This window comes from Alteromonas sp. ABH4_457, from assembly GCF_056160625.1.
Window position 1 is genome coordinate 381,837 of the sequence record NZ_JBSWXN010000002.1, and the last position, 25,453, is coordinate 407,289.

General features: G+C 50.2%; 21 protein-coding genes. 7 read left to right on the forward strand and 14 right to left on the reverse strand.

Going from position 1 to position 25,453, the window contains the following annotated elements:
* From ACXAGR_RS04845 to ACXAGR_RS04860, 4 genes are read right to left on the reverse strand one after another with little or no spacing between them, the layout of a single operon-like run.
* On the reverse strand, window positions 1-672 hold the full coding sequence (locus ACXAGR_RS04845) for a response regulator transcription factor (protein ID WP_474841842.1): 672 nt from the start codon (window positions 670-672) through the stop codon (window positions 1-3).
* Window positions 650-3,811, reverse strand: coding sequence for an efflux RND transporter permease subunit (locus tag ACXAGR_RS04850; RefSeq protein ID WP_474848448.1), 3,162 nt, complete (start codon window positions 3,809-3,811; stop codon window positions 650-652). The genes ACXAGR_RS04845 and ACXAGR_RS04850 overlap by 23 nt, the downstream gene beginning before the upstream one ends.
* Window positions 3,798-5,066 carry an efflux RND transporter periplasmic adaptor subunit gene (locus ACXAGR_RS04855; RefSeq protein WP_474841846.1) on the reverse strand — a complete coding sequence of 423 codons (1,269 nt, stop codon included), beginning with the start codon at window positions 5,064-5,066 and terminating at the stop codon, window positions 3,798-3,800. The genes ACXAGR_RS04850 and ACXAGR_RS04855 overlap by 14 nt, the downstream gene beginning before the upstream one ends.
* Entirely contained in the window at window positions 5,063-6,526 is a 1,464-nt protein-coding gene (locus ACXAGR_RS04860) for a TolC family protein (RefSeq protein WP_474848450.1), read from the reverse strand. The genes ACXAGR_RS04855 and ACXAGR_RS04860 overlap by 4 nt, the downstream gene beginning before the upstream one ends.
* Before the next feature lie 77 nt (window positions 6,527-6,603).
* Between ACXAGR_RS04860 and ACXAGR_RS04865 the strand changes: the two genes are divergently transcribed.
* A complete protein-coding gene (locus ACXAGR_RS04865; protein WP_119502960.1) occupies window positions 6,604-7,047 on the forward strand; it encodes a DUF2721 domain-containing protein in 444 nt (147 codons plus the stop codon).
* Between the two features lie 44 nt (window positions 7,048-7,091).
* On the opposite strand, the gene ACXAGR_RS04870 is transcribed toward ACXAGR_RS04865, so the two are convergent.
* The 5 genes from ACXAGR_RS04870 to ACXAGR_RS04890 all read right to left on the reverse strand — a co-directional run bounded on the left by ACXAGR_RS04870 (window position 7,092) and on the right by ACXAGR_RS04890 (window position 12,900).
* Window positions 7,092-8,939: a serine hydrolase domain-containing protein gene (locus ACXAGR_RS04870; RefSeq protein ID WP_474848452.1), complete on the reverse strand. Its 1,848-nt coding sequence runs from the start codon at window positions 8,937-8,939 to the stop codon at window positions 7,092-7,094.
* An 86-nt stretch (window positions 8,940-9,025) separates the two neighbouring features.
* A complete protein-coding gene (locus ACXAGR_RS04875; RefSeq protein WP_474848454.1) occupies window positions 9,026-10,258 on the reverse strand; it encodes a diguanylate cyclase in 1,233 nt (410 codons plus the stop codon).
* A 101-nt stretch (window positions 10,259-10,359) separates the two neighbouring features.
* Window positions 10,360-11,403 (reverse strand): 5'-methylthioadenosine/S-adenosylhomocysteine nucleosidase family protein, encoded by a 1,044-nt coding sequence (locus ACXAGR_RS04880; RefSeq protein WP_474841855.1) that lies wholly within the window; start codon window positions 11,401-11,403, stop codon window positions 10,360-10,362.
* Between the two features lie 123 nt (window positions 11,404-11,526).
* Window positions 11,527-12,354 carry a DUF4198 domain-containing protein gene (locus ACXAGR_RS04885; protein WP_119502963.1) on the reverse strand — a complete coding sequence of 276 codons (828 nt, stop codon included), beginning with the start codon at window positions 12,352-12,354 and terminating at the stop codon, window positions 11,527-11,529.
* On the reverse strand, window positions 12,355-12,900 hold the full coding sequence (locus ACXAGR_RS04890; protein ID WP_474841857.1) for a DUF2271 domain-containing protein: 546 nt from the start codon (window positions 12,898-12,900) through the stop codon (window positions 12,355-12,357).
* Window positions 12,901-13,186: 286 nt separating this feature from the next.
* Here ACXAGR_RS04890 and ACXAGR_RS04895 point away from each other — a divergent pair, with 286 nt between their 5' ends.
* Window positions 13,187-14,071 carry a LysR family transcriptional regulator gene (locus tag ACXAGR_RS04895; protein WP_474841859.1) on the forward strand — a complete coding sequence of 295 codons (885 nt, stop codon included), beginning with the start codon at window positions 13,187-13,189 and terminating at the stop codon, window positions 14,069-14,071.
* 49 nt (window positions 14,072-14,120) lie between these two features.
* Here ACXAGR_RS04895 and ACXAGR_RS04900 read toward each other — a convergent pair whose 3' ends face one another.
* Window positions 14,121-14,294, reverse strand: coding sequence for a hypothetical protein (locus tag ACXAGR_RS04900; RefSeq protein WP_303572246.1), 174 nt, complete (start codon window positions 14,292-14,294; stop codon window positions 14,121-14,123).
* Between the two features lie 376 nt (window positions 14,295-14,670).
* Here ACXAGR_RS04900 and gpmA point away from each other — a divergent pair, with 376 nt between their 5' ends.
* Together gpmA and ACXAGR_RS04910 are read left to right on the forward strand one after the other, a co-directional pair.
* Complete coding sequence (gpmA, locus tag ACXAGR_RS04905) at window positions 14,671-15,417, forward strand: 2,3-diphosphoglycerate-dependent phosphoglycerate mutase (RefSeq protein WP_119502966.1); 747 nt, start codon at window positions 14,671-14,673, stop codon at window positions 15,415-15,417.
* Between the two features lie 15 nt (window positions 15,418-15,432).
* Complete coding sequence (locus ACXAGR_RS04910; protein ID WP_474841862.1) at window positions 15,433-16,167, forward strand: TVP38/TMEM64 family protein; 735 nt, start codon at window positions 15,433-15,435, stop codon at window positions 16,165-16,167.
* Between the two features lies 1 nt (window position 16,168).
* On the opposite strand, the gene ACXAGR_RS04915 is transcribed toward ACXAGR_RS04910, so the two are convergent.
* Complete coding sequence (locus tag ACXAGR_RS04915) at window positions 16,169-17,728, reverse strand: serine hydrolase domain-containing protein (RefSeq protein WP_474848456.1); 1,560 nt, start codon at window positions 17,726-17,728, stop codon at window positions 16,169-16,171.
* Window positions 17,721-19,517: a glycoside hydrolase family 3 protein gene (locus ACXAGR_RS04920; RefSeq protein ID WP_474848458.1), complete on the reverse strand. Its 1,797-nt coding sequence runs from the start codon at window positions 19,515-19,517 to the stop codon at window positions 17,721-17,723. The genes ACXAGR_RS04915 and ACXAGR_RS04920 overlap by 8 nt, the downstream gene beginning before the upstream one ends.
* Before the next feature lie 296 nt (window positions 19,518-19,813).
* Here ACXAGR_RS04920 and ACXAGR_RS04925 point away from each other — a divergent pair, with 296 nt between their 5' ends.
* Window positions 19,814-21,013 (forward strand): anhydro-N-acetylmuramic acid kinase, encoded by a 1,200-nt coding sequence (locus tag ACXAGR_RS04925; RefSeq protein ID WP_474841867.1) that lies wholly within the window; start codon window positions 19,814-19,816, stop codon window positions 21,011-21,013.
* 101 nt (window positions 21,014-21,114) lie between these two features.
* Here ACXAGR_RS04925 and ACXAGR_RS04930 read toward each other — a convergent pair whose 3' ends face one another.
* Window positions 21,115-21,678 (reverse strand): cytochrome b, encoded by a 564-nt coding sequence (locus ACXAGR_RS04930; protein ID WP_474841869.1) that lies wholly within the window; start codon window positions 21,676-21,678, stop codon window positions 21,115-21,117.
* Between the two features lie 242 nt (window positions 21,679-21,920).
* Here ACXAGR_RS04930 and ACXAGR_RS04935 point away from each other — a divergent pair, with 242 nt between their 5' ends.
* A complete protein-coding gene (locus tag ACXAGR_RS04935; RefSeq protein ID WP_474848460.1) occupies window positions 21,921-23,228 on the forward strand; it encodes a methyl-accepting chemotaxis protein in 1,308 nt (435 codons plus the stop codon).
* Window positions 23,229-23,293: 65 nt separating this feature from the next.
* Here ACXAGR_RS04935 and ACXAGR_RS04940 read toward each other — a convergent pair whose 3' ends face one another.
* A complete protein-coding gene (locus ACXAGR_RS04940) occupies window positions 23,294-24,421 on the reverse strand; it encodes an S-(hydroxymethyl)glutathione dehydrogenase/class III alcohol dehydrogenase (protein ID WP_303572258.1) in 1,128 nt (375 codons plus the stop codon).
* Window positions 24,422-24,548: 127 nt separating this feature from the next.
* Between ACXAGR_RS04940 and ACXAGR_RS04945 the strand changes: the two genes are divergently transcribed.
* Window positions 24,549-25,427 carry a LysR family transcriptional regulator gene (locus ACXAGR_RS04945; protein WP_474848462.1) on the forward strand — a complete coding sequence of 293 codons (879 nt, stop codon included), beginning with the start codon at window positions 24,549-24,551 and terminating at the stop codon, window positions 25,425-25,427.
* The last annotated feature ends 26 nt before the right edge of the window (window positions 25,428-25,453 follow it).

Consider the following 25,453-nt stretch of genomic DNA (forward strand, 5'->3'; position numbering starts at 1 on the left):
CTATTGCGCTCCGGAAACTAATTTGAAACCGACACCGGTGGCAGACTGCACATCCAAACCGCTTTCTTTCCCCAGTGCCTTTCTCAAATGATGAATATGTACTTTCAGGCTATTGGAGTCCGGCCGGTTTTCTCCCCACACGGCCTGGGACAGCATTTCACGGGATACCGGCGCAGGATACGCCCGCACCAGCTGTTCGAGTACGATAAACGCTGTAGGACTCATTTTCACCGGCTCACCTGCCAGCGTGGCCGTTTTTCCGTTCACATCCACACACAGTTCACCACATCTCAGTTGCTTTACCTGCCCGCTTCGTCGTAGCGACAGCGCCTGCAAACGTGCCACCAGCTCGGCCATGGCGAAGGGTTTCACCAGATAATCATCAGCACCTTTAGCAAACCCTGCCAGCTTGTCATCTAACTGATCCCGTGCGGTGAGCATGATAACCGGCGTATCGTCACCCTTTTCACGTAGCCGTTCACACACAGACAGGCCATCCAGTCTCGGCAGATTAATATCCAGGATCACCACGGCATATTCGTTTTCAGCCAGAAAATTCAGCGCCGCCACACCGTTACTGGCATGATCGCAGTCGAAATCTTCCAGTGCCAGATAATCAACAATGTTCCCGGCTAAATCTAAATCGTCTTCAACCAGCAGTAATGTGGTCATCACGGTCTCCGAAACGTTTTTTTAAATGCTCACGGCCACGCACCATCAGGCTTCGCACATCTTCATTAATTAACACCAGTGCAGGAATTAACAACAGGGTGATGACAGTAGCAAACAGAATACCATAGCCCAGCGATGCTGCAGCAGGGATCAGAAACTGTGCCTGTTTCGAGGTTTCCCCGAGAATAGGATACAGCCCGGCAAACGTCGTCACGGATGTCAGTAATACTGCCCGCAGGCGGCTGCTACACGACTCGATAATGGCGTCCTGCACATCGGCACCAAAACGGCGTAACTCGTTATAACGGGAAACCAGCAGCAACGAATCGTTCACCACCACGCCGCTGAGGGCAAGAATACCGTTCAGAGACAACAGACTCATCATCAAACCGTTGCTCCAGTGACCGAGGATAGCGCCTACCACACCAAAGGGGATTGCCATCATAATGATCACCGGCTGAACATAAGATTTAAGCGGAATGGCAAGCAAAGCGTAAATGGCCACCAGTGCCAGGATAAACACCGTTTCCATAGAGCTTTGTGTTTCTTCCTGCTGTTCTGCTTCACCAGCAAAATGCACTGACAAATCCGGATACTGGCGGGTAAGTACCGGCACCAGTTCACTGTTCAGTTTTTCCACCAACTCAGTGGAGGTGATTTCATCACTAACAACGGATGCAGAGACAGTAAGCGCCCGCAAACCATCAATCCGGGTGATTTGCTTCTGCTGGCTGTCAGGGATAATACGGGCAACCACGTCCAGCGGCACCACAGTGCCGTCGTTCAAACGCACTCTGGCGTTCAGGATATCGGCAGGGTTTGCCCGGTCTGCTTCAGGGTAACGTACCCGCACTTTTACTTCGTTTTTATCGCGCAGATAGCGCTGTACAATTTCACCACCAAATGCCCGCAGCAGCTGCTGTGACAAGCTCTTTGTGTCCATGCCCAGTGCGCGGCCCTGCGGCGTCAATTCGAAACGCAACATGGCTTCCCCGGGCGTCAGTGAGCTTTCTACACTGTGCACACCGTCTATATTTGCCAGCGCTTCACGGAACGCAGCTTCTGCTGCTGTCAGCGTGCTGTCACTGATGCTCTTCAGCTCTACCTGGAAGGCGTTTACCATTTCCCGGCGGGACTGAATTTTTAATTGCTTCACCCCTTCAGGTTCACCGGCAAGCTCACGCCATTTCGACGCCAGTTCATCCAGCGAGTAAGGTTGACCCTCTGCCAGTGAAACAATGATGCTGCCACTCTGATCACCGGACGCCGTCACCTGCAAATTGGCGATGCCTGAACCTTCAAGGCCCAGATTGTTCATCAGAAAATCATCCGCTTGATTAAGCGTGTTTTCGAGCCGAGTCAGGTTTTTCTCGTTCTGACCGAAGCTGGCATCACTCTGCAACGTCATTGACGCTTCCACTGTGTCACCGGGCATACTGGGGAAAAAGCCTACCCGCACCACACCGTTCATTGGCATACCAATCACCAGAATAAACAGGGCGACAAACAGCATGACAGCGGCATAGCGATATTGAATGGCTTTGCGCAGTGCCGGCTGATACATCCGTTCGTTGAAGAAACTTAAGCCGCGATCAGCACCCCGCTGCACTTTGCCCCACAGATCAGCAATGCCCTTACGGGGTTTTCTGTGCGTAGGTAAATGGGCCAGGTGAGAAGGTAAAATGAGTTTTGATTCCACCACCGACAGCAGCAGACAGATGGTAACAATCATGCCGAACTGGGAATAAAGCTTACCCAGCCCGCCTTCCACGTTAGACAATGCAAAGAATGTCGCAACAGTCGTCAATACCCCGAATAATGTGGGTACGGCAACCCGCATGGTGCCTTTGATGGTGTTTTGCAGTGTGTCTCCGTATTTTTGCCTGGTGGCGTATACACTTTCCCCCACTACCACGGCGTCGTCCACCACGATACCCAGCGCCATAATAAACCCGAAGGTAGTCATTTCGTTGATGGTCATATCAACGAAGCTGTCAGTCATGAAAAACAGGGTACCAAAGAAGATAAACGGCAGACCGGCGGCCACCCAGAATGCCACGCGAAGATTCAGAAACACTGCCAGCGTGATAAATACAAGCACGATGCCGGACAGCGCATTTTTAGTCAGCAGGGCGAGACGGTCGGTAATCATGGTGCTGCGGTCATACCAGGTTTCCAGCTCTACGCCTTCCGGTAACAGACCCCGCTCATACCACTCTTCTACCACGCTTTTCGCCTGTGCCACCATGTTCACCACATCGCCGTTTTCATCCATCACGATTTGGATCCCATAGCCGTTCACACCATTGTACCGGGCCAGCGTGTAGGTATCATCGGCAAACATATCGGTCACGTCAGCCACATCACCGATTGTCAGGAATGTGCCGCTGTCGTCGGCCAGTAGCGGAATGTTGGCAAAGTCCTCTGCATAATAGGCCTGCTCAGAGGCTTTAAGCCGGATCACCTTCTCTTTGTTCCGCAGGCTGGTTGTGAGGGCGGTAGCCGACTCCTGATTAATGGTATCGGCGATATCAGACATGGTCAGTCCGTATGCCTGTAACTTAGCCTCATCAATTTCGATGGACATCATGGGGTCAATAAAATTAGGCGTACTGACCTCACGAATTTCGTCTTTGGCGAGTAAATCCCGCTCCAGCTGATCGCCCAGTTGTTGCAATGTGTCGTGGTCAGTATCACCGTAGAGCTGCACCCAAATCACGTGATCCTGACGCCGTCCTTTGGAGATCACCGGCTTTTCTGCATCAGACGGAAAATTGAAGATACTGTCTACCTTGGTTTTCACGTCCGTAAGCAACGTATCGAGATCGTAATCACTTTCCTTTTCAATCTGTACGTTACTGCCACTGGCCGTAGACGTAGAGGTAATGCGCTTAATCCCGGGCACACCTTCCAGCGCATTTTCGATGTTAATCGCAATGCCCTCTTCGGCCTGAACCGCGTCACCGCTGTCGTAGGTCATGGAAACATTGATAAAGCGGGGATCCATACTGGGGAAAGCCTCTTTACGGATATCACCCAAAGACGCCAGCCCGACAATGATCATTCCCAGCATTAACAGATTTGCCGCCACCGGGTTGCGGGCAAACCAGCCGATGATACTGCTGTTATTCGCCGCCATTGCCGACCTCCGCTACCGGATTTACTTTCATATTGACCAGGTAACTGTTCAGCGGCCGCACGACCACTTTCGCGGTCTCCATACCGGCAACCGGCGTAATGTAGGCATGACCGTTTTCCATAAACAACACCTGCGGGGTAAATTTATCCAGCGTGTTGCTTTGCGTGACGTACCAGACTTCCTGCTTCTGCGAAATCGCAGAAGACGGAATTTGCCACACATCCTGCCATTCACGGCCGGCAATTTCTGCCACCACATACGTACCAAAATACAGCGGAGATGCCTGAGCAAGCGGGTCGTTGACCACCACGATCGCGCTTCGCTGTCGGGATGTGGTGTCCAAATGCTGCTCTACCCGCTCAACCACACCTTCCCAGCGGGTTAAACCGTCCATGTCGGTCAGTGTGACCGGCCAGGGCGCTTGTTTCAGTGTCGCCGGTGACGGCAGATTGTTCCACTGTGTCGCTGACAGCGGTATGGCGATTTCTGCCACATTCGTGGCATACAATGCAGCAATTTCAGCGCCCGACTGCACAAAGCTGCCGGGCTGAATGCTACGGGTTACCACCACACTGTTAAACGGTGAAGTAATTTGAGTAAAGGCCAGATCACGCTGCGCTTGCGCCAGCGCTTTTTCTGCCTGGGCAACTGTAGCTTCTGCCGCAGCGAGTTGCGGTCCGCGCAGAACCAGAGAAGATGATGGCTCACCTTCCAGTCCGGAGCGTTGCCATTCAGACAGTGCCTGCTGGCCCTGTAAGCGCTCTTCTTCCAGCGCTACTTTTGCGTCTTCCAGCGTAGCCTGTGCTGCCGCTACAGCCTGTTCATAATCGGTATTGTCGATGGTGGCCAGTACATCCCCTTTATTAAACTGTGCGCCGGTTTCAAACCGTTTGCTCAGCGACTGTACCTGTCCGGATACCTGCGCAGATAACGTCAGATTAAAACGGGGGTTTACCTGACCGTAACCTTCTACATTGGCCTTATGAGACTTTGCAGCCACACTGACCACACCCACTTCAGGAATGGTAGTGGTTTGCTGTTGCCCTGCGCCCGGCATCCTGCCTGCCGGTGCAGCCTGTTGTGTCTTCTCGTTACCATTTTCTGTGCCGGCAGTCTCAGGCTTTGCCGCAGTAGCAGAAGACGGCGCGCCAGGCGGTCCCGGTGGTGCACCATTCCCACCAATTAACATAACAGCGAGAATAACCACGCAGACTGCGCCCAGAGTGATGAAAAGGGTTTTACGTTGCTGACTCATGACGATACTCCAAGGCCGAGTGCCAGCCCTAAATCGATACGGTTTGAAAGTTGATTGCGCTGAAGCTGAACCAGTTGTGCTTCCAGAGAATAGGTAGTCTGGGTAACTGACAATAAATCGAGAATATCACTCAGCCCCTGACGATACTGACTGGTGTAGTTGTCCTGACTACGCCGTGAATTGCTGTAAGCCTGACTGATATGCTGTTGCCGGCGCTGATAGCTGTTTTCCAGATCCAGTGTTGCCTGCACTTCCTGTACCGCGGTAAGCAGTGTGTCCTGATAGTTCCACCAGCTGTTCAGTGTATCCAGCTCTGCCAGCGCGATATTTGCCCGCAGCTCACCGCCCTGAAACAGCGGTGCCGTAATACTGTTCAGTAAGCTCCACACGGGGTCTTTGAACAACGACAGCGCGGGTGTTGTACCAGAGTCACTCAGGGCTGCGGTAATATTCAGTGACGGCAGTAATTGCTTGTACGCCACTTTTTCAGAGGATTCGTTAGCTTTAATCTGATAATACGCCGCCATCAGATCAGGACGCCGCGCCAGGTCCTGTTCCGGCAATGCAGTCAGCGGCAATACCACATCAGGGAACGACTCGCTGATGGCAACATCAGCCAGTGACATATCGCTGCGCCCCAGCAAAACCGCCAGCGCACGTTTTGAACTGGCCAGATTATTTTCATATTCAGCAATATTAGCCCGTGACGTTGCACTGCTGGTACGGGCTGTATCTAAATCTGCCAGTGTGCCAAGGCCGGTGCGGTAACGGTTTAAAATGATGCTCTCGCTGTTCTCAAGCGCGGCCAGTTTCTTCTTTTCAATATCCAGAATTTTCTGCTGGCTGATGATATCGAGGTAGCCCTGCATCACACTGGCCGCCAGCGTGGCCCTTGCCGACTGCAACGCCGCCGCATTACTTCGGGTAGTAAAAGCCGCGGCATCCACACTGTCACCGATACGGTTCCAGATATCAATCTCCCAGCTGACATTCACCGAAGCACTGTAGGAGGTGTCAGTATTTTCACTGTTATTACCGGACAAGCTGGCCGATGCCTGTGGCAGGCGGGACGCATTGGCAGATGTCTCCCGTATTTTTGATTGCTTCAGTGTAATGAGTGTTTGCTGCAAACCTGGGTTATGCGCTATCGCTTCATCCACCAGCGCCCGCACGGCTTCTACCGGCAACAACTGGTCAAGACTGGCTGTTCTCATAGCAGAGTCTGACTGAGGCAACCAGGAAACCGTCTTCCCCATTTCCTCAGTCACCCGTTCACTTAATGCATTATCAGTAGTGTCTCCGGTGCTGGCACACCCCGACAGTATTAATGCGATGCTCACTGTGAGCACCGGCAATTTCCTCTTCATTACTACACCCGGTTTACTCGTATGCTGCAACATTACATCAGGCAGGGTTAAGGCCGGGTTAACGCCGGGATTGTGCCGTTTAACATGAGCCATGTCAGAACCGGAGCGGGTGAAATTGCAAGGGGCATAGGATAAACTTGCGCGGTTGTTGAATTAGCAGGTTTTATTCATTGGATACTTTAATCACCCCCCTTTCTGAACTCATTAAAATTGCCGTTGCGCCGGTATTTTTACTTGCCGGTATCGCCGGCTTTCTGAACGTGATGTCTGGCCGTCTGGGTCGTATTTCCGACCGCGTACGGGTAGCTGAACGGAATATCCAAACCTTTGCTGATGCTGAGCGGATCCAGAAAAACAAACGTGAAATTATTATGCTGTGGCGAAGAGTGGGGGTGATTAACTGGGCGATCGGCCTGTGTGTGACAGCAGGTTTGCTGGTGTGCTCGGTGATTGTTACTTTGTTTTCCGGTGAATTATGGCGCATCAATCTCGATACGCTGGTCATCACACTGTTTATTCTGGCAATGGCATCACTGATATCAGCTTTACTGGTATTTCTGGTAGAGGTGCGGCTTGCTACCAAAACCATCGAATACACCCGTAACGTGCACTGAGAGTGCGGGCTGGCTGACAGCATTGCGCTGTCAGCCCTTACTGTTTATGTCCAGGAAACGATGCCGGCCGCATTGAAATACGCAAGATAAGCGGCAACCATCAGCTGCAGCACAATGAATATCAGCACAAAGCCCTTCAGCCAGCGGGATGCATCTGAACGGCTGTAAACTACCGTTTGAATACAGGCCCATATTGTCACTAAAGGCAGAACAACAGAGCTGATGAACAAGACAACCGAAATTAACCCCGGGGCCGCCAGATAAGCAAAGGGATTGCTCATGCCAATGCCCAGCGAAAGCAGAAAAACAAATGCACTGACCGCTGACAGTGACATCCACTTACGGAGTTGTTTTCCGTGTACCGTGGTAATTTTCCCCCTGGCGTTATTTATCAGCCAGACAGGTGTATACAACAAAGCGATAAGTAAGAAGATTAACCAGGCAAATAACACGACTTTATCGGCGACAGCGTTTAAAGCTGAGACTTTCACCAGTACGCGATCACCGTAATGAATAACCTCACCGGCAAGGGGATCCGTGGCCGCTGCCATCACAATCTCACCCTTTTCGTTTTGCCAGCGATTGTCACCGGCGTAGGTTAATTCCCGGTTCCAACCCGGCGGAAACACGCTGGACAGCTTAGCTCCGTCATCCTCCACATCAATCATAACGGGAGCGACCAGACGCTCGATAAAATACTGCTTTTCTATACGGGTATTAATAAACCGGTAGTAGCCGGACTTTTGCTTCCATTCATCCGGTACCGGCTGACTTATCACTGAAGGAGTATCTGTCTGCGAAACCAGGAAGTCACTGATTTTTCTTCCCACCTTATACAGTACACTGGCATCATCGCTATTCTGCAAAATCACAAACCCGTATCCACCCTTTGGAGAATACGCCAGCTCTGATGTCCAGCCGGTTAACGCCCCGTCATGTCCCCGGTAGGCATATCCGCCGTAGTAGCGGGCAAAATTATAGATGCCGTAACCACCATCGAAGTGATACACATTCGTGGTATCACTTACCTCCATGCGGTTAACACTGTCTATGCTGAGCAGTGGCGAACCGCGCCCAGTAAAGAATGCCAGCAACTTAGCCTGATCATTGATACTGGATGAGACGCCGCCTGACGGATACATCAACAAGTGTTGATGAGGCACAACCTGACCACCGCTGACGCCGGATGCAGCATCGCTGTTTTGCTCAGGCTCTGCGTAAAACGTATTTTCAAATCCAAGGGGAATAAAGAGGGTATCGCGGATATAGTCTGTAAAAGGCTGACCGGTTACCTGCTCTATCAGCATAGCGGTGGCCACTGCCGCGGAATTAGAGTACGCATGACGGGTGCCGGGCGCCCAGCGGGATACCCTGCTGTCAGGATTTATCCCGAACGCTTCACTGAGAGGCATGACATCAGCATTGTCATACACGTGTTCCTTCAGCGACAAGTCATCCCAGCCGGTGGTACTTTCAAGTAAATGCTTAACCTTCAGCGGATGAGTCGCTTGCCAGGGGTTTTCAAATTGAAGATCAGGCAAAACGTCCCTGACATTGTCTTCTGGATTGATGCGTTCCTGTTCGATAAGTCGCATAGCAGCGATACCCACGAACATTTTACTGATGGAAGCAATACGGTAAGTTGTGGAAGGCGTTACCGCCTGAGATGAGCCGGGCGCTTTTACCCCGAAGGTATTAATATGGGCGGCCTGGCCGGGTTGAATGACGGCCCATGCCATTGAGGGAATGTGGCTGTCTTCTAAGATTTCTTCAATAGCAGCGTCGAGTTCATCCACAGAGGCCGGCACACTGTCACCGGCAGCACTGAGAGCAGGGAAAAGCATAATAAAAGCGAGCCAGCACATCGCCGGCAGACGGAAAAGACGGGTCATACAAATATCCTTTTGCAAATTGTAATTCTTTTACTGGCCAGTCCCAGACCAAAGACACCGCTATCTTTGCTGCTCAGTGAACAGCATTAATCCATATCGACAATCTGATCCTTGCCTGAATATTTAGCACGGTATAACCGCGCATCAGCTTTCTCTACCAGCTGTTCCAGATTCTGCATCTCTTCCGCACACACGCCTATGCTGCAGGTAAGATTGAGACGATGCTCGGTGAACTCATGCTCGCGGACTTTTGTCAGAAAGATATTCAAGTCGTCCAGCAAAGCAGCGTAATCACGAGTGGAAATTACAGTGAATTCCTCACCACCATAGCGGGCATAGAGATCTTTACCGAAACAATCTCCCATCAGACTGGCAAATTCCTGCAGCAGATGGTCGCCGGTTTTGTGACCGTAAGTATCATTAACCGGTTTGAAGTCATCAACGTCGATCATAGCAACAGTAAGCCCGCCCAGACGCCCTTCATTTTTGAACAGTGCTTCACCCTGTTCAAAGAGGTAGCGCCGGTTGTAAGTTTTTGTCAGTGCATCCAGATTCGCAGAATCACGGATGGTGACCAGCATCTCCTGGGCTTCGAGGTTTTGAAGCACCCGGCAAAAAAACTCTTCGTGATAAAACGGCTTACTCAGGAAGTCATTTGCGCCGCTTTTAATGAACTTGGCAGATAACACACTGTTACCGTTGGCAGATAAACCAATAAACACCAGGTCCTGGAAGTTACGATCCTGACGCACGGCTTTAACCAGTTCAAAGCCGTCCATATTCGGCATCATGTAGTCAGAGATAACCAGCTTGATATCCGGATTTTCAGCCAGTACCTGCAACGCTTCCACTCCGTCAAATGCTGACAACACCTGAAAACGGAATTTACGCAGAAAAGCACACAGGTAAGAGTTGCTGGTAGTGGAATCATCAACCACCAGTACTTTGGTGGTCAGATTTTTACGCAGGCGGTCAATCAGCTTGATAACCTGCATGTAGGAATAACGGGATTCTTTGGTGATGTAGTCCAGTACGCCTTTGTCAATGAGAGAGGAACGTAATGTCTCATCAAAATTACCGGTCAGTACGGCCGTAGGTACGTCATGAGAGAGCATCAGTTCTACGATTTCACCACGCGGAGCGTCGGGCAGGTTCAGGTCGACAATCGCTGCCAGAAATTCTTCGCCGCTGTCCAGCTTTTGCTTTGCTTCAGCATAATCCGAACACAGCACACTGTGAAAGTGGGGGTTATCTTCCACCAGCTTATTTAAAATTTTACGGACTATCTGACTGTCTTCGACAACGAGAATTTTAAACATAACTACAACCTGAACAACTTGTCATACCAGCATAACCAATAAAAAAGAATAATGCGTTAACAAAATACGAAAGTTATACTGATGTATAACCTTCGCAGCCATTAATCTTCCCTGGCTAATGCGTCGAGTACAGCAAACAATACGTTTGCACCCACCCGCGACACTTCCTGATCGTAGATATGTTCTACATTTACGCCTTCCTGCCCGCCGGCAAGATCGCTGATTGCACGAATTATAACCCAATCTACATCATTTATCGTGCAAACCTGACCGACTGCTGCAGATTCCATTTCTGTCACTTCGGCTTTAAATACATCACGTGTCCACTGGCGGTATTCGCGGTTATCCAGAAATACCGAACCGGTCACGCCGTTACCGCCTACCGTTAATTTTGCTTTGCGTTCGCCCAGAATCATCTGGTCCGGTAAGGCCAGCATGGCACTTCTTGCTGCATCCAGCAAACGGGGAGTCGCAGAGAAATAAGCCGTATCCACCGGCTCATCCAGGCCGTCTTTAATGATCAGCACTTCGTCAGGCTGGATGAAATGAAAGTTCTTGTATGCCGGCAGGTGCGGATCCACTTGTCTGCGCTCCGGCTGCTCCTGCAAAAATCTGGCGTAATATTCCGGCAACACGTAATTGCCCGGGTTTTGTTTATCCGGATTGGTGTACACGCTTTCATCATGATAGTACCAGCGCTCAGGCACAATCACATCGCCGGGCTGCCAGTCCGGATTCACCGCGCCGGCAATCCCCATGTACACCACCTGTTTCACAGGAAAATAATCGAAAGCCATCTGCATGGTCAGTGCAGCATTGGCGATACTCATGCCCGTCGCAAATACAAGAATGGGTTCATCATGGTATTTACCTATACGGTAAGTCACACCTTTGTACTTCACGACCTCCGTGATCTGAGCGCCGGGATCAGCCTCGATACGGCCCAGAATCCCCTTCATTTCAGGCCCGTATGCCACCACCACGGCAGTAAAACCTTCCTGTTGAAACTGCTTTGGTCCGAAAGCTTCTGTTGAAAGCGTGTTATCTGCGGGGGCTACTACGGAGGGCGTTGCACAGCCACCCAGCATCAGCAACGAAAATAATGCAAAAACCAGTGAGCGGGCACCGGTGATGGAAGGGGTCATAGATAAAATCCGGATGTGTAAAAAGAATTAAGGATTTTAAGCGGAAATACTGGAGAAACACAATGCGCAGTTACCTCGTCAGTGAGCGATAACTGCGCTGCCATTTAGCAAAAAATAAATGGTTTACAGAGGTAATACTTCCATTACCAGAACGAACATACCACGGCGTTTCTGCGCCGGTGCTTTTGCGTTGTCATCTTCAAACTCAGCTTCCAGCCAGTACATGCCCGGTTCCTCAAAGGTAACTGCAATCTGGCCGTCAGCGTCGGTTGTAAGGTTCATCGCATCGTCAGTATCACGATACTTTTCACCGTCTTTTACAATAGTCACTTTCGTGCCGGTGGCAGCACCGCCATCCATCAGAAAACCAAGGCTGATTTCTTCACCGGTATACAGGTCATTCGGATGCGTTTTACCATCCAGCTCCAGGCCTTTACCTGAAGGTTTGATGGCATCTTCTGAAGGTTCACCCAGAGTAGCAAATACATTAATACGGCGTGATGATTCGACCACTTCCAGACCGTCTGCTTTTTTCGGTACTGCTTTGTTGAATTCTTCCAGCGTGCCGGTTTTACCGCGACCAGGCCACATCTGGCGCTTACCGTCTGCGTCTTTCCAGAATGCCATCAGCGACTGGGATGCTGTTTCAACACGGTACGTGCCTTCTTCCTTCACATTGATGTCGAAAACACTGCGATAGCGCAGTTTCTGTTCGTGCTGCTTCGCCACTTCTTTACCGGAAGGCGAAGTTACCGTAATACCTTCTGTGCCCAGTGCGAAGTGATCAGGGGTAAAAATGCCATTTGCCACTGCAGCATCGAAGCTGATCCACTCGTCATCGCCGGACACAACAGTGGTTGTCGGCTTAATCCATGCACGGTGAGCCAGTGCCGGTGTTGCGATTAAAGACAAAGCAACAACGCCGGTACCGATCAGATGTTTAATTTTCATTTATGGCTCCAAAGTTAATTCAATTTCAGACAGTTCCTGCTCACCTTCTGCAACCTGATGTTGCGATGCAGAAACAGGCAATGTGACAGGCACGCTTAATACTTCGCGGCCACCCAGTTCCCGGGCAGCTTCAACGTACAGGGTGTATTCTCCGGCAGGAATATCATCGAACTGTCCGGACAAGTCGATGGTGTGCTCACCGGGACGACGGGTGGCACCGCTTACTCCGTCCATAGGTAAATCAGCACTGCGGCCACTGCGACGCCACCACAGGCGCAAGTCTTTCAGCCATTTCTCGCCTTTACCGTTTTCCATTTCCACGTCATACCATACGGCAACGTCTTTTACCCGCTTCTGCTTAGCATCAGCCAGCCAGACGGCAACATAAGGTGCATGGTATTCAGCGACAGACAGACGGGGCAAGGTAACCTTTACTTCACTGGCATGAGACACAACAGGAAAAACAGCGAGAGATAAAGACAGAACGGCACCAGCTAACCCACGGCGTTTTGCTGATGACAATTGGCGTACCACGGTACATCCCATTAACAGACACTCCTTAAATGAACAATTTTAATGTCAGCGCACATTCATATTCCCGGTATATTCCGGGTCGGAATCTTCCCCTTTCTCCTGGTAAGCCCGCCGGAACAAGCTGTTTATCCCGTTGTCCTACAAATTGAACGTGATGGAATCGACTCTTTCAGCCCGCACCCTTATTCTGGCTGAGTAAGGATTACCAAGAAATGAGAATTATTTCCATTTAGACTAAACTGACTCGCATGAATTCTCAACTCATTTCTTCTGAGATTTCACAGGAATCATTCGCTATATGAACACCAAGCTTCTCCGTTCGCTGCAAATTTTCGTTGAAGTTGCTAATACCAGCAACATGAGTATCGCAGCCAAAAAACTTCACATGACCGTGTCTGCCATCAGCCAGCAGTTGCGCAAACTGGAACAGGAAATCGGACTCAGTCTGTTTAACCGTAACACCAGACACATCAGCCTGACAGAGGCCGGTCACATTTATTATAAAACCAGCATGGAACTTATCCGTGTGGCAGAAGAGGCTCAGCACCAGATTGAGCAACTTCAGGAAACCCCCTCAGGCCGCTTACGTATTGTCGCGCCGGAAGGGTTCGGTGGTGGTCTGCTGAGTAAACCTTTGCAGGCATTACTGTCTGAATTTCCCAAAATTAAAGTGGCACTGGAATTAACCAGCCAGACTACTGATGTCATTGCCAGCGGTGCAGATCTTGCGATTTCATTGCAGGAAGTAAGCGACGTCAATCTGCACTGCCGTCATCTGGCCACCTGGGATCTGATTGTCTGTGTGGCAGCAAATCATCCGCTGGCAGATCTGGATACCGTTAACAGTACTGATTTAGCACCCCATGCGTATATTTCTCATCCGGGAATGCGGGATTATGTGGAATCACAGGAAGGAAAAGATAAAGCTCTGCCTGATCCGCCCCGCCTGATGGTGGACTCGGTACAAGCTTTAATCCGCCTGACTCTGGATGGCCTCGGTTACGCCGTGCTGCCTGAGCCGGAAGTCAGAGAGTACATTGAAACTGGCAAACTGGTGAACATTCTGCCTGAATGGAAAGCGTCGAAATATGATGTCTACGCGGTTGCACCGAAACATGATGCAACACCAGTAAAAACACTGGCTGCGGTTAAGTGTTTGCAGGAATCTTTTTCACTGATATAGAACGCTTTGTTCTAAATGAAAAAAGGCCGGTTAAACCGGCCTTTTCTCTTTAATTGGCGTAAACTGGGTGAGATACCGCTTTGTTCACTAGTTGTGAAGTTCGTGTGCCCCGTGCCTTATAGCGATATTGCTTACCGGTACGGGTTTCATTTTCAGCCCGGCTTTCGCCTGTTTTAATGGCTTTTCCACGTTTACGTTGAATTTTGATCGTATCAAGACACATAGTTATCACTCCTGACTAACTTAGACATGCCTGAGCTATTCGCCCGCGGTCGTTAAACCGCGCATATTGTATAGCCCGGGATGATAATCCTTACTGCCGGTTTGTCGCTCAGTTTATGCTGACTGGCGCATCCGGAAATTCATACTCACTGTTGATAAGGCACATTTCAGACCAGACTGATTTTTGACACATGCCTAATTCTCCCGAAACGCCCGTATGGTCAAGCTTTGAGCAAAATCATCTGGTATAACATCTTTCCTCAAACTGGATTTTTAACCGCGAATAAAGGATGATAGCGGCACTTTCGAATGTAAAATTGGCATAGCAGTGTGTATGCCTTTACCATTTTTCTATTACCAGGACTTAGGGAACTTCTATGTATAAATTGGTACTTATCCGTCACGGCGAAAGTCAGTGGAATCTGGAAAACCGCTTCACTGGCTGGCACGATGTGGATTTGACTGAAACCGGCGTTGCGCAAGCACAGAACGCGGGTAAACTGATGAAAGATGCAGGCTTTGAGTTTGACATCGCTTATACCTCTGTACTGCTGCGCGCAATCAAAACGCTGAACATCGCGCTGGAAGAAATGGGACAGCATTACCTGCCTGTACAACGCCACTGGCGCCTGAACGAACGTCATTACGGTGGCCTGACAGGTCTGGATAAAGCAGAAACTGCAGCAAAACACGGTGAAGACCAGGTAAAAATCTGGCGTCGCAGCTTCGACGTACCACCTCCGGCAGTTGAAGAAAGCAGCGAACACTTCCCCGGCCATGACCGTCGTTACAGCCACGTTGATCCAAGCATTCTGCCTCGTGCAGAGAGTCTGGCACTGACCATCGACCGCGTACTGCCTTACTGGCACGACGTTATCCGTCCTACCATTCAGGATGGCAAACGCGTTGTTATTGCCGCTCACGGTAACAGCTTACGTGCACTGGTTAAGTATCTGGACGGTATGTCAGAAGAAGAAGTGCTGGAACTGAACATTCCTACCGGTGTACCTCTTGTATATGAACTGGATGCCGATCTGAAACCAATTTCTAAAGAATACCTGGGCGACCCTGAAGCGATTAAAGCGATGATGGATGCCGTTGCCAAACAAGGTAAAGCGAAGTAACTTCATTTCGTATTTATGCCCGCGGCATCCGCCTGCGGGCATCTTCTTATTCAGTCCATGGCTAACGCCCACTCTGCAGTCACCCTGTTCAAAATGAACCATGCCATTCTCAGGCTGATATTTCTCGTAGTGCTTTGTGCATCCATTACCGTAGTTTTTACGCTCTTTCCCTCTTTGTCAGATTTCAACGAACAATGGATAGACACGCATTTCCGCTCTGCCGGAAAGGCACCGGCGCTGTATTTCATTTTTGTCGCCACTTGTCTGCTAACCTGCGCTTTACCCAGACAAGTCGTCGCATTAATGGCGGGTTACGCTTTTGGTGTCGTGGAGGGTGCAGTGTATTCAACGCTGGCTGCAACTATCAGCTGTTCAGTGTGTTTCTTCAGTGCCCGATTTCTGACGCAAAATACCGTAAACAAGCTTTTTGCCGGCAAAGTTAAAAAAGTTAACCGGTTTCTGGCAGAGCAGGTGTTCTTAAAAGCATTCACACTGCGTATTCTGCCACTTGGAAGCAACTACATTATTAACCTTGTTGCCGGAGTCACGTCGGTAAAACCGGCTCCGTTTATTGGCGGATCAGCAGCAGGTTATATTCCTCAAATGGTGCTGTTTGCGTTGATGGGAAACGGTCTGGAGGTACAGTCCGGATGGCAGATCGCCTTCAGTGCTGCCATGCTGGCAGTGTCGATAATTACGGGCTATTACATTTATCGTACTTTCCGGCTTCAGCATGCCACGAAGCGGTAAATTAGTGAAAACTGTCCACCACACTCAGAATTGCCTGCCAGGCAGGTTTTACAGACGGATAGGTACCGTCCTGCCGTAAACCGTTGTGCTGGCGGTTTGTCAGCATGATGACAATCAGGCCATCGTCAGGCCGGAACATCAGTTGAGTACCGGTAAAGCCGGCATGACCAAAGCTTTCCCGTCCCTCCCCGTCTTCGTAACGCCAGAAACCCAGCGCCTGACCAGTATCGTAAGGCGTATTCAGAAACGCTGCCAGCGTCTCAGGCCCGGTTAGCATGGCGTTACCATAACCACCACCGTTGAGCAGCGTCTGGCAATAGATTGCCAGATCCGGCAGAGCAGAAAACAGACCGGCATGACCTGCCACACCTTCCAGTGCATACCAGGCGTTGCCGTCGTTCACCTCGCCGGTTAACGTGTAATCGCGGTAGCTATCAAAATTGCGCTCAAAAGGCGGATTTTCTACTACAGGGTATGGTGTGGATGAACTTACCATGTGTTGCTCGTAGGGATTGCCCTGCGACGTGGCGGCGATATTATCCAGCCAGCTTTCCGGTGGTAAATAGCGGGTTCTGTTCATGCCCAGAGGCCGATGAACGAACGTGTATACGTAGTCGTTAAGCGGCATTTTGCTGATCTGTTCAACGATTTTACCCAGTAACATAAAACCAATATCAGAATATGCCCGTTTTTCAGCAATCCCGTAACGTCGTTCCAGCGACGCCAGCCAGGCGAAGACAGAGTCACGGCTTTGCCTTTTGTGCAGCCAGAGTGGTTGCCACTCCCATAAGCCGCTGCGGTGGGTCAGCAGTTGCTGCACAGTGATACCGGCTTTATCTGTTTGACTGAAGCCGGGCAGCAAGTCGCCCAACGTATCGTCCAGTGACAACCGGTGTTCACTTACCAGATGCATCACTGCTGCTGTGGTGGAGACCACCTTCGTCACGGACGCTAAATCAAAAACCGTGTCTGCCGTGACCTTGCGGGGCGATGCCAGAGAATGCAGACGGCCGGAGTTCATTAACTGATATTGCGCCATACCCTGACCCGCGGAATACAGCACCTTACCCTGTCTGGCGACAAGGAGAGCAACGCCGGGAAACAGGTGTTTATCGGGGTCAGTGCCAATAAATGGCTGCAACGTTTGTTGCAATGCCTTTCTTTGCGCGGCGTTTAATCCTTCTTCCGGACTTGCAAATTCCAGTTCCGGATAGTCTACAGACACCGCTACATCGCCGGTTTTCACTTGTACTGACAGTGCATTTTCACCAGTTTTCACCGCATCTTTACTGGTCAGTATATATTGTTCATTTTCAGCCGGGTCCAATATGCCGTCGAAGACCACCCTGTCATTCACTTCAATGCGCACCTCGCTGACAACAGCCGGCATAATACGCAATCTGGCGTGGTCACCGGGCACTGAAAATACACCGGTAAGAGGTGTTGAGGTTGCTTCAGACTGTAATACCAGTTGCCCCTGCAACTGTGCGGCATGGGCTGACACACTGGTCGCCATGCCGATAACAGCGGCTTTCAGAAACATCCGGAATGGTTTAGTCATGAGCCCCGGGCGCGCTTACCTCGTCGAGAGATACCGGGATCCCGCCCTGCGGCTTTAACATGCCGGTAAGTACTCTTACCAGGCTGTCCATCGTGCCGCCAGTATAGGGCGCGTCAGGTTCATCAGACAGGGCATACACATTGGCGTTATAAGTCGCCAGCACCGCATCGCTGAAGGTATTCAGTTGCATGGCGTCGTAAGGCATCCGCAAATACACCAGGATACTGCGTTTTCCTGTTTCTTTGACTTGTTCGAGTAATGAAGGCAATAAAGCCTGCGCCTCATCAAACCCCATGATCTGCTTTGTATTGACGTCCATGTCTTCCATACCGCCCAGTTCTACCAGACTGGGCGCCGGTGTCATGCTGCCAACCACTACGGTATCTGCCTGCGCCATGGCACTGTCCAGCGAAGGCCTGTTAAGTTGCTGCAAGCTCATGCAGGTAACCTGCTGCTGCGGACGGTACAGTGACATGTGATAAGACACCGCACGGCATACGGTTTCTTCCGGCATAAGAACCAGTACGTTGCCGGTTTCCGGAATGACAAAGTCAGCAGGTTTGCCTTTAACAACCGCGATGGCAGCATCGGCAAGTAACTGGGCACGCCGCTTGTTGTCTGCCAGAGAAGCCGCCAGTTTTTCAGGTGACGGGGTAAAGTGTGCAGCCAGCCTGAAGTCAGCTTTTGTTTTCCGGATCCTTGCGGCAGATTCTGCAATTAACTCTCTGTCGAGCTCACCCTGCAATACCTTTTGTGTAAGGGCATCGAGTAATTCATTGAAGGCGCGTATACCCCTGTCACTGTGGACCGGCAGTGGCATCACGACGATATCCGTACCGGCAGAAAATGAAGCCGCTACCGCATCAGTCTGGTCAAAGAATTTTGCGATGCCGGCCATGTTCATGGCATCAGACACGATGAGCCCTTTAAAACCCAGCTCATCACGCAGGATCCCGGAGAGGATTTTTTTCGACAATGTCGCCGGCTTAATTTGTGGCTGACCGGACTTGTCGTTGAGTTTACTGTCATCTAATTGCGGATACTGAATATGCGCCGTCATTACCATGGCCGGCGACGCCTCACGGATAATCGTTTTAAACGGGTACAAGTCCACCGCATCAATCATTTCGCGGCTGTGATCGACCACCGGCAAAGCCAGATGGCTGTCTGTGTGAGTATCACCATGGCCGGGAAAGTGCTTCAGTGTGGCCAGAATTCCCTGCGACTGCATGGCTTCAACCTGCGCTTCCCCGGCTTGCGCCACCACTTTCGGATCCTGCCCGAAAGAACGCACGTTAATGACAGGATTCGCCAGATTGGCGTTTACATCCACATTGGGAGCGAAGTTGGTATTAATACCTAACAGCTTAAGCTCCTGCGCCATGATTTCAGCGCTTTCACGGGCAAAGCGGGTACCATGTTCTCCGATGGTTGCGCCAATCGCCATATTGCCGGCAAAGTCAGTTGTGAAGACCCGCGGAGTTCTGAATACACGCCCCCCTTCCTGATCAACGGCAATAAACAGCGGCTCTCCGTCACTTTCCCCCGTCGCAGCCTGCTGCAAATCGCTGGTCAACGAGGCAATCTGGCCTGGCCAGGATAAGTTTTCACTGAACAAAATGACGCCGCCCACGCCGGACTCAGCGACGAAGTCTTTTAACTCCTGCGGTAAAACCGTAACCGGCTCGCGGCATTTTTCTTCGTTGCCAGCACAAAAATAGCGGAAGTCAGGCATGAGTTTTTGCGCAATATCGCGCCGTATACTTTGCGTATCAGTGTCAGCAGTCATAGCATTAGCAGGAGTCAGGTTAAGGCAGCTTAAGCATACCGCTATTTGAAAATATCGTCTGCTCAAGTGGCGGATTAGTGGCATAGAATATCTGTACCCCGATAGTCAGTAATCGTAATTCAGGAATTGGCTGAGAGATTTTTTATCTCATGTTACATTTTTGATCAAGAATATTTTATTTTTATATGCTAGGTTTGTCAGGTGCATTTGCCCTGAAACCTGCTTCCGGATAAGCAGTAAGAAACGGTTTCCGGCACCCTGTACCGGCACAAATACCTAACCGGCAAAAGATGATTATGAATAAATTTATTGAACGCCTGTACCATATTGGTAGCAAACCACAGCGAAAAATTCTCGGACTAATGAGCGGTACATCGCTGGACGGCCTGGATATCGCGTTGTGTAACATCACTGGCTCAGGAAAAGAGACTGAAGCCCGTATCGAGCGGTTTATGACTGTCGATTATGACGTCAAATTCCGCCAGGCAATTCAACGTGTATTTGCAAAGCGTGATGTAGACTTGCAGGAAGTCACGTTACTGAATGCGTGGGTTGGCGAATATCATGCGTCTTTAATCAATAAAGCATTGAACCAGTGGCAAGTGGATAAAGAAGAAATCGACTGTATTGCCAGTCACGGTCAGACCATTTATCACTGCCCGCGGGAACAGCACGGTTTGCCTGAATACGGCAACGGCACATTACAAATCGGCGATGGTGACCGGATTGCTACAGGCACCGGCATTATTACACTTTCTGATTTTCGTCAGAAACACATCGCCGCAGGTGGTGAAGGCGCGCCACTGGCGGTTTACGGAGATTTCCTCGTGTTCAGCCACGAACAGGAAAACCGTGTTTTACTGAACATCGGCGGCATCGCCAATTTCACCTGGCTGCCCGCCGGTAATCATCCCGCTGAAGTATTCAGCACCGATATCGGCCCGGGCAATACCATCATTGATGCCTTTGTCTCCCGGCACTATGCACGGCAGCGCTTCGATAAAGACGGTGCCATCGCATTGTCAGGAAACGTGAATGAAAATCTGCTTAATGAATTGCTACGCCATGATTTCTTTTCCTGTCCTGTGCCGAAAACCACCGGACCCGAGGTATTCAACCTGGATTATCTGAATCAGGCACGATTACGCAGTCAAACCCTGTACATTCCTAACGAAGACGTTGTAGCAACACTGACAGCATTTACTGCTAAAGCGATTGCCCACGGCATTATCATGACTGCCACCAGCACATCAGCGATAATGGTGTACGTGAGCGGGGGCGGCGCGCGAAATAAAGCACTCATGGCAGCTATCGCGGATGAACTGCCGGACTTTATCAGTCTTAAAAATTTGTCTGAACTGGGCATAGATGCTGATGCGAAAGAAGCCCTGCTATTTGCCATTCTCGCCAATGAAACGCTGGCCGGCAGCCCTTGCTTTGAAGGCAATCTGTTCGGTATTCCCAATACCAACATGGGGAAAATAAGCCTGCCATAGACGATGTTCAACACGGGTTTACGTCAGCACAGGTTTACGGGTAGCAGTGTGACAGGAAAAAGAGCGTGCCCGGTGAAGGGCACTAAGTATTTGTTATTCCCTTAGCCGATATTCTTTCCGCGCATACGCTGCAACGTACCGTCTTTATCTATGATGTGGTGTTTAAGCGCACCCGCCACATGAAGAATGATGGCTGCGATGAGCAGATAGCCCACTATCTCGTGCACTTCACCTGCCACCTCTGAAAGGCCTTCGTTTCTTGGCAGCACATCCTGAGGATTAACGGGGTCATGGTTAGCGGGAATTAAATCAAACCCGAAAAACGGAACGTTATGCCCGCCCATCGATGACATGATGATGCCGGACACTGGCAGGATAAGCGTACCGGGGATCAGTACCCAGTGAATCACACCGGCCAGCATATGCTCCCACGCTTTATAGTTTCCCGCCGGCACCGGCCAGCCATTTTTCACCCGCCATACGGCACGGGCAAAAGCAAATACCAGAACGACCACACCAAAAGATTTGTGTAACGGATACAGGCTGTAGTCATGATTCTCTGTCATGTAAATACCGACAGCTAATAAAGCGATCATCAATATCGCCACTATCCAGTGAAGAGACACGGTGATTTTACTGAACTGAAATTTCGAATCTGCACTCATGGGCTTTCCCATCCTTATAATTTGGGGTCTGAGTTAAACCGGACCGGGCGGTCAGACACGCTACTAAAGTCTGATATTTAATGCATATTTATACCTATAATAACCACTTTAAAAGCATGGAAATAGATAAATTTCATTTTATTTCAGTTGATTAAGTAAAACTAAACTTTTGACTAACTCACAGAGCTGGCGAATAAAAGTACCATAAATATAAATACTAATAACAATGCGCGAGAAATGAGATGTTAGCTTTTAAGTCTACATACGAAAAAGAAATCGCCGGATTAACACAGGCAATTAACGAATATAAAGCCTTTTCTGACGCAGTAAAACGTCACAATGCCTACGTTATTTTCACGCCGGATGGCAACGTGATTGAATGCAATCAGATTTTTGCGTCTATTTTCGGTTTTCAAAGCGGTGATTTGATTGGCCAGCACCACAGTGCACTGTGTTTTAGTGAGCTAACAAAGAGTACCGCTTATGCAGCGCTATGGCGTGACTTGCGCGACGGCCATGCCCAAACCGGTCAGTTTCACCGTAAACACCGCAGTGGTGAAGGTGTGTGGCTGGAGGCTTCTTATGAACCCATTCTGGATGAAAACGGAAGAGTAACTGCAGTACTAAAAATTTGCTGCGACATCACTGAGCAAAAAGAAACAGCAGAAGCCAACAAAGCGATTTCTGATGCCCTGGACCGTTCAATGGCAGTGATTGAATTTACCCCGGACGGCACAATCCTTAACGCAAACGGGAATTTTCTGGCCACCGTGGGCTACAGCCTGAACCAGATTCAGGGTCAGCATCACCGTATGTTCTGTTACGATGATTTCTACATCGACAATCCTAATTTCTGGGACATTCTCGCAGCAGGCAATTTCCAGTCCGGCCAGTTTAAACGCAAGAATGCAGCAGGCGAAGTGCTGTGGCTGGAAGCGACATACAACCCCATTTACTCTGCTGACGGTAGAGTCTATAAAATCATCAAGTTTGCCTCAGACATCACGCAAAAAGTGATTGAACAAAGTAACATCGCCAGTGCATCGGAACACGCGGTGTCGATTTCAGAAGAAACGTCACAAATTGCATTACGGGGAACAGAATCACTGACCAATTCCGTGGATGTATTTAACGCCACTTTGAAAGAAGTTGATCAGGCAAACGTACTGATTGAGCAACTGACTGCCCAGTCAGCCAACATTGAATCCATCGTTTCTACTATCCGCAGCATTGCTGATCAAACCAACCTGCTGGCGCTGAATGCGGCTATCGAGGCAGCCCGTGCCGGCGATCAGGGTCGTGGCTTTGCCGTGGTAGCAGACGAAGTACGCCAGCTGGCTAAACGTACCAGTGACTCAACGGTAGAGATTGAATCGGTAGTAGGTGAAAACAAAGGTCTGGCACAACAAGCCAGTGAGAAAATGACCGAAGTGAAATCCAAAGTTGACCTGAATGCTGAGCAAATCGGCAGTGTGCAGGCTGTGATGGATGAAATATATCAGGGTGCGGTAAGCGTAACTGAGAACGTTTCCCGTATCATGAACCAGTAAGTCCAACCGACTAGGGGCAAGGACGCCCCGAACTTCGGGACGCCATACCGTATGGTTACGATGAATTATGGTGCCATGTGGATCACAGACCGGATGCTCTTTCCTTCGTGCATCAAATCAAACGCTTCGTTTATTTCTTCCAGTGGCATAGTGTGAGTGATGAAGTCATTAAGAGCGAATTTACCCGCCAGATAATCTTCAACAATACCGGGCAGTTGCGAACGACCTTTCACGCCGCCAAATGCAGTACCACGCCATACACGGCCGGTCACTAACTGGAACGGGCGGGTTGAAATTTCCTGGCCGGCACCGGCTACACCGATGATCACTGATTCACCCCAGCCTTTGTGACAGCATTCCAGTGCAGAACGCATCACATTCACGTTGCCGATACATTCAAAAGAATAATCAACGCCGCCGTCGGTTAGTTCAACAATCACTTCCTGAACCGGCTTGTCATAGTCTTTAGGGTTGATGCAGTCAGTCGCCCCTAATTTCTTAGCCAGTTCAAACTTGGATTCATTCAAGTCGATACCGATAATGCGGCCTGCTCCCGCCATGGTTGCACCGATAATGGCAGATAAGCCAATGCCGCCAAGTCCGAAGATAGCAACGGTGTCACCTTCCTGAACTTTCGCCGTATTGAGTACCGCGCCCATACCTGTGGTCACACCGCAACCCAGCAGGCACACTTCTTCCAGTGGCGCATCAGGATTAACTTTAGCCAGCGAAATTTCAGGCAGAACCGTGTACTCGGAGAACGTGGAGCAACCCATATAATGATAAATTGGCTTACCATTACAACTGAAACGGGTTGTACCGTCAGGCATCAAACCTTTACCCTGAGTTTCACGTACCGCGCTGCATAAATTGGTTTTACCTGATGTACAGAATTTACATTCTCCGCACTCGGCGGTGTAAAGCGGGATAACATGGTCGCCCACTTTCAGAGAGGTTACCCCTTCGCCAACTGACTCAACAATACCACCGCCTTCGTGGCCCATGATGGCAGGAAATACCCCTTCAGGATCCTCACCCGACAGGGTAAACGCGTCGGTGTGACACACGCCTGTGGCAAGAATTTTTACCCGCACTTCACCCGCTTTAGGTGGTGCAACCTGAATTTCTTCAATAGACAGCGGCGCTTTCGCTTCCCACGCTACCGCGGCTTTACAAGTAATTACGTCAGCCATGTTGTTTTATCCTTTATTCGATGTGTGTCGGACTATTCTAAACAGTCGCAGTTATGTAACAATACACGCAATATGAAAATCACTTTTTCATAAATGCAATAATAGAACCATTTACCAGCAGGGCTTTATGAACAGAGACGGTATTGTTGAATTTGTGGCGGTTGTTGAGCAGCGCAGCTTTACGCTGGCAGCGAAAAAACTGCGTATCTCTACCGCAAAAGTAAGCCGCCAGGTCAGCGCACTGGAAACCCGCCTGTCATCAAGGCTGTTAAACCGCACCACCCGTGTAGTGACGCCGACAGAGCTTGGTCAGCAGTTCTATCATCAATGCCGTCACATTCTTGACCAGCTTGATGACGCAGAACGTTTCGTCTCCGAACAACAGCTCACGCCTTCAGGCAAACTCATGCTTACAGCCCCCGTAACTTACGGCGAACGGATCATCGCACCGGTCGTTAATGACTTTCTTACGCTGCATCCCCGCATTGAGGTCAGCCTGAATCTGACAAATCAGGTTGTGGACTTAGTACAGGAAAACTACGATCTGGCTATCCGGCTTGGTCACCTCGAGAGCTCATCGCTGATTGCCCGCCGGTTAGGCTCGCGGACGTTATTCACCTGCGCCTCACCGGAATATTTTGAACAGTATGGCCTGCCTCAGTCGGTGGCCGACCTTGCCAGGCATCAGTGCATTGCCGGCACATCGGCCCACTGGCAATTTAATGTAAATGGCAGAGTCGTCACCTACCGGCTTCCAAACGCACGACTGCGTTGCAACAGTGGCGTGGGGATCCGCGATGCAGCACGCAAGCATCTGGGCATCATTCAACTGCCTGATTATTACGTCGCTGATGATATCGAATCAGGCCGCCTGAAAGTGATACTGCCTGCACAACAAATCGATGATGACGGGATATGGGCGGTATACCCGCAAACCCGTCATGTATCAACCAAAGTCCGGTTATTACTGGACTATCTGGTTGCCCGCCTGAATCCCGGCGCGTAAACCAGTTCGCCACCGGGCCGGCTCTG